This is a genomic window from Bacillus sp. AY2-1, from assembly GCF_008368965.1.
Classification (GTDB): domain Bacteria; phylum Bacillota; class Bacilli; order Bacillales; family Bacillaceae_G; genus Bacillus_A; species Bacillus_A thuringiensis_S.
Map to the genome: position 1 here is coordinate 1 of NZ_QPEL01000186.1, position 5,336 is coordinate 5,336.

The window sequence follows — 5,336 nt, forward strand, 5'->3', positions numbered from 1 at the left end:
TAAAGTTTCACTTTATAATGCTTCTTGCATAATTACCCCCAAAAATAATTATATGGTAATTCAAGACAAAAAAATTTGAGAAATAATTGTATGTTATTAAAATAAACAGCAAGGAGGAGAGTAAATGAAAGCAATTGTTATTGATCAATATGGTAGTGTTGAAGAATTGAAAGAAAGACAAGTTTTAAAATCGGTTGTTAAGAATAACGAAAAAGCTCAACAATAAATAATAGCCCATACTACACATTGTCATTTTCGGGTATTATTTATTGTTGGCTATTGTGTTATTACTTCTAACAAATACTGTTTCGTATTGTATCATGTAATTTCTCTAATCCAATTGCCATATCTTTCTCGTTTAACATTGAATAGCTAATTCTTAATTGGTTATCATTTGTTTCGTAGTTTAATAGACAAGCTGTTCCTGGTAAAAAAGAGACATCTACTTCATTTGCTTTTTGTAATAAGGTAAAGGGATCTATCCAATCAGGCAGTGTCACCCATAAATTAAAACCGCCATTTGGTATCTCAAAGTTTAGTCCTTTTAATGGCGATAATATATCAATTGTTAAATCACGTCTCATTTGTAAAGCTGTACGTAATTTTTCTAAATGATTTTTCATACGTTCCGCACGTAAGAAAGGTAGAAGTGCCTTCTGTGTTAATAAAGGACTACCGATATCCATGGAACCTTTCACTGCATATAGCCATTCAAAAATAGGACCATCGGCAAAAAGTACTGCGATACGGAGTCCTGGTGCTAACGTTTTACTAAATCCTTTTATATATATCACGTGGCCATCCTTATCAAAACTTTTGATTGGTGGTGGGACTATAGCACCTTCAAAATATATTTCTCCGAAAGAATCATCTTCAATGATAAAAAATTGATATAGCTCCGCTAGTTCTATAAGTTCCATTCTTCGTTCTTTACTCATTACTGTACCTGTCGGGTTCTGGAAGGTGGGATTTGTATACAATAAAACAGGATTTTTACTTTGACAAATATCATCAATTAAGTCGGAGCGAACTCCATGATTATCAAGAGAAATAGGAATGATTTGAACACCTTTATTGATGAAAACGTCAAGCGCAGCACTGTAACATGGACTTTCTACTAATACGATATCTCCAGGTTTTAATAATGTTTGAGCAATTAAATCAATTCCTTGTTGTGCTCCGCTTGTAATTAATAATTGAGATGGGTCCGTCACTAATTTCTGGTGTTCATTTAAGTAATTTGCTATTTCAACTCGCAGTTCATAATCGCCTTGAACTGGCCCATAAGTTGCTAACAACATCGGATTTTTATCTAGCAATTTATGCATTTCGTCTGCCAAAAATGGATTTGGTAACAGACGAGGATACAGAATTGCTTGTGAAAAATCATAATATTTACGGTGCTTATTCATTGCATATTGAGAACGCATAACATTAATAGATCTTGATTGTTGCCATTTATACGGTATCGGTTTGAAATCTTTCTTTACACGTTTATATATGTAAGCACCTTTTCCATGTTCGATGCGTATATACCCTTTCGTTTCTAACTGTTTATACGCTTTACGAACAGTTAATACATTGATTTGTAAATCTGTGGCCATACAACGTAAAGAAGGAAGGGATTCACCATGTGAAAGCATACCACTTTGTACTCTTTCAACAATTTGCATATATATTTGCTTGTAATACGGTATGTTTGATTCTTTACGCAATACAATCTTCATAGTTTCACCTATTTTTCTTTTTAATTTAATTAAAGCGAAAAATATATAGGGAATCAACTACAACTTGAAGTAACTGTTATATGTACTGATACACTGTTATACACCATACCCTCTATACTCATTTTAAGAGTAAAAAGGAGGAAGAAAAATGGTCATTTTTAATTACATTTTAGTATGTATTATTTTCGGGACAACATTTTTAACAATAAAAATTGGAATTGAAGCAGGGGCGCCACCGTTGTTTTCAGCAGGAATTCGATTCTTTTTAGCAGGCATAATCCTTATGATTATTTTTAAATTAAAGCGAAAAGAAATTATGCCACATATATTTTCAAAACGCATTATGTATGCTGGATTTTGTTTAACATTCATGACATTCGCAAGCTTGTATTGGTCAGAACAATATATTTCTTCAGGATTAGCTGCTGTTCTTTCTGCTACGGGGCCAATGATGATATTGTTAATACAAGCAAAGAGGAATAAGACAAAATTACAAAAGGAGCAACTCGTTGCTTTAGTTATCGCACTAATAGGTGTTATATTTGTTTCTTTACCAGGAATGCATCAACAAGTAAGTTTCATATGGAGTATTGCTTGTATTGTTTTAGTTATAGGAGAGTTATTTTACGGAATAGGCTCTATTCGTTCGAAAGAAATACTTTCAGATTTATCAAATGTATCACCATTTCTTATTAACGGTATTCAAATGTTTTATGGAGGGATTTTACTACTAATCGCATCTATTATTGTAGAACAACCAAATGTAACTGTATTAACTTCATGGAGTGTACAATGGCCTATTTTATATCTCATATTTATCGGATCGATCGGTGGACACGGATTATATTACTGGCTCTTATCAAAAACAAATCCAGTATTTCCATCGACGTGGTTATATGTATCACCATTAATTGCAATAATTGTGGGATATATCATTTTAGGAGAACCTTTAAATCCTACAATGGGAATGGGGGCTTGTTTTATATTGATAGGTGTATTCTTGACCAATCGTTCAACACTACGGACTTATTTCAAAAAAGGGCGGTTATTAGAGAAGGAGATGTAGTTTAATAAAGCAACAGCCCTGTATATTACAGGACTGATACAATAAAAAACACAGTTGGAAAAATAACCAACTGTGTTTTTTATAATTAATTCACTTTTTTAATAAAACCTTTATAATGACGTTTTACAAGCTGGCTTTCTAACGTCTTCATAGTTTCTAGTGCTACACCGACAATGATAAGTAAGCTTGTACCACCAATTTGGGCAGAAGGTGGTAACGTAGCAATTTTCGTGAATACGAGCGGTAATATAGAAATTGCACCTAAGAAAATTGCACCGATAAATGTTAAACGGTATAAAATTTTAGTTACATATTGTTCAGTTGCTTTACCAGGACGAATACCAGGAACATATCCATTTTGCTTTTTCAAATTCTCAGCCATTTGTTCAGGATTTACTTGAATAAATGCGTAGAAGTATGTGAAAGCAACGATAAGACCGACATAAAGTGTCATTCCAATTGGATGTGCGAAATCAAGATTTGCAACTAACCATTTTGATATGCTTGAATCAGGGAAGAGCTGCGCAATTGTACGCGGCGTCATTAAAAATGCAGAAGCAAAGATAACTGGTATAACACCAGCACTATTTACTTTAAGAGGTAAATGAGTGTTTTTTGCTCCTTGATATTGATTGTTTCCTGAAACAGCTTTTGCATATTGTATCGGTATTTTACGTACAGCTTGTTGAATGTAAATAACGCCAACAACTATCGCTAAAATTACGAGTCCAATTAAAACAATTTTTATTATGTGCATGAATAGCTGATCGCCAGCATTTTGGAATTGTTGTAAATAAATTTGATTTGCAACATTTGGAATCGCGGCAACGAGACCTGCGAAGATAATCATCGAAATACCATTACCAACTCCGTTAGCGGTAATTTGTTCGCCTAACCAAAGTAAAAATGCAGTACCTGCAGTTAAAACTGTCGCAATAAATAAGTATGTAGTCCAGCTTTGATCTGTTATTAATTGTCCACCAGCTATATTATTAAAGCCATACGACATTCCGATGGCCTGTATGAATGCGAGAATGATTGTAAAGTATCGAGTGAATTGAGCTGATTTCTTACGGCCCATTTCTCCTTGCTTTGCCCATTCCGAAAATTTAGGTATAACATCCATTTGAAGTAATTGTACTATGATAGAAGCTGTAATATATGGTGTAATACCTACAGCAAAGATTGAGAAGTGTTGCAGTGCTCCTCCACCAAATACGTTTAACATACCTAGAACGTTAGCTTGATCTTGTACTTTTAATACCTCTGCGTTAGTATGAGGAACTGGAATAAACGTGCCAATTCGAAAAACGATTAACATCGCTAGTGTAAAAAGGATTTTCCTTCTTATCTCAGCTACTCTCATGAAATTTGAAATCGTACGAAACATTATGTCGCCTCCTATATTTTTATCAGTAAAAAACTGATTATTATACCCTATGAAGTAACCACAAACCTCCTTCCGCACTAAATTCATTTGACAAATGGATTTTCATACACTTTGTAGTTTTCACGGATATAAAAATATAAGGTGTTATATAAGCGACCTATACACTTTTCGTAATCATTCAATACCCATAATATATCGAATAAATTCACAAATGTACATACATACGCATGAAAAATGAATAAATAGGGTCATTTTTTACATTTATTTAATGATAAATTGATAGGACATTATTATTCACGATTGTTATACATGTTATAAAAATAAAGGCGAGCCATTATGATTTATAGCTTATATTCATTCAAATGTGTCAGCTAATAGTGTCTCCCAATCTTTAAATGATAATTTATTAGTTATATGTTTTAGTGCATTAGGTACAACAATATGACAAATAAGTTCTAAGCTATTACCATCTGGATCAATAAAATAAACAGATGCATTACCTTGATGTGGACGGACAAAGGGTTCAATAGATTCATTACTCCCAAACGGAACGGTTTTAATTTGAAGTGAGTGTAACCAATGTAATGATTCTTTTAAATCCTCATATGAAACTCTAAATGCAATATGACGTAAAGAAGGATGATATTTTGTTTCGTATTCAGAGCCCGCCCATAATCCTAGCCAACTTTTCCCATCCTCAATCCAAAAGAATGCTGTTGACTCATCGCTCCAGGCTAACTTCAATCCTAGTTTTTCATAAAATTCGATAGATTGTTGTAAATTACTCACTGGTAAATGTGCTTCGTATATTCCTTTAATCAATTAAAATCCTCCACCTTTTTATTTCCTTACAATTAATATATCGATTTAAAAAGAATTTAAAATCAAATAAAAGTATGAAAGTACATACTACTTTAGTAGTAGTAATCAATTATATTACAATTAAAATTTATCCCCCGCTGATTAAAGGTTCACTTTATGTGATTAGAAAATTCTTTTTATTTAAGAAGGAATAAATATTAAATAAAGCTAAATAAACAGTGTACGTATTTATAGGGGAGAAGATGTAAATGAAAGTTGTTATAAAAAAATTACCACCATTAGAAGTAGCGTATATAAGACGAACTGGTAGCTACTTTGAACCGCAAAATCA

At 32.7% G+C, this 5,336-nt stretch carries 4 protein-coding genes and 1 pseudogene; 2 read left to right on the forward strand and 3 right to left on the reverse strand.

Features of this window, described 5'->3' with window-relative positions:
* Nucleotides 1–293 precede the first annotated feature (293 nt).
* On the reverse strand, nt 294–1,727 hold the full coding sequence (pdxR, locus tag DN403_RS27900; RefSeq protein ID WP_016077575.1) for a MocR-like pyridoxine biosynthesis transcription factor PdxR: 1,434 nt from the start codon (nt 1,725–1,727) through the stop codon (nt 294–296).
* 148 nt (nt 1,728–1,875) lie between these two features.
* Between pdxR and DN403_RS27905 the strand changes: the two genes are divergently transcribed.
* Nucleotides 1,876–2,793, forward strand: a complete 918-nt coding sequence (locus DN403_RS27905) for a DMT family transporter (RefSeq protein ID WP_000234329.1) — start codon at nt 1,876–1,878, stop codon at nt 2,791–2,793.
* Nucleotides 2,794–2,878: 85 nt separating this feature from the next.
* Here the strand turns inward: DN403_RS27905 and secY are convergent, their stop codons facing one another.
* Together secY and DN403_RS27915 are read right to left on the reverse strand one after the other, a co-directional pair.
* Nucleotides 2,879–4,183, reverse strand: coding sequence for a preprotein translocase subunit SecY (gene secY, locus DN403_RS27910; RefSeq protein ID WP_000490132.1), 1,305 nt, complete (start codon nt 4,181–4,183; stop codon nt 2,879–2,881).
* 354 nt (nt 4,184–4,537) lie between these two features.
* A complete protein-coding gene (locus DN403_RS27915) occupies nt 4,538–5,005 on the reverse strand; it encodes a VOC family protein (protein ID WP_000589638.1) in 468 nt (155 codons plus the stop codon).
* Between the two features lie 248 nt (nt 5,006–5,253).
* Here DN403_RS27915 and DN403_RS27925 point away from each other — a divergent pair.
* Nucleotides 5,254–5,336: pseudogene (locus tag DN403_RS27925) on the forward strand (AraC family transcriptional regulator); the annotation flags it as partial.

Excerpts from the sequence above, each read along its gene's own strand:
- secY (WP_000490132.1), bottom strand. The coding sequence starts at position 4,183 with ATGTTTCGTACGATTTCAAATTTCATGAGAGTAGCTGAGATAAGAAGG.
- pdxR (WP_016077575.1), bottom strand. The coding sequence starts at position 1,727 with ATGAAGATTGTATTGCGTAAAGAATCAAACATACCGTATTACAAGCAA.
- DN403_RS27905 (WP_000234329.1), top strand. The coding sequence starts at position 1,876 with ATGGTCATTTTTAATTACATTTTAGTATGTATTATTTTCGGGACAACA.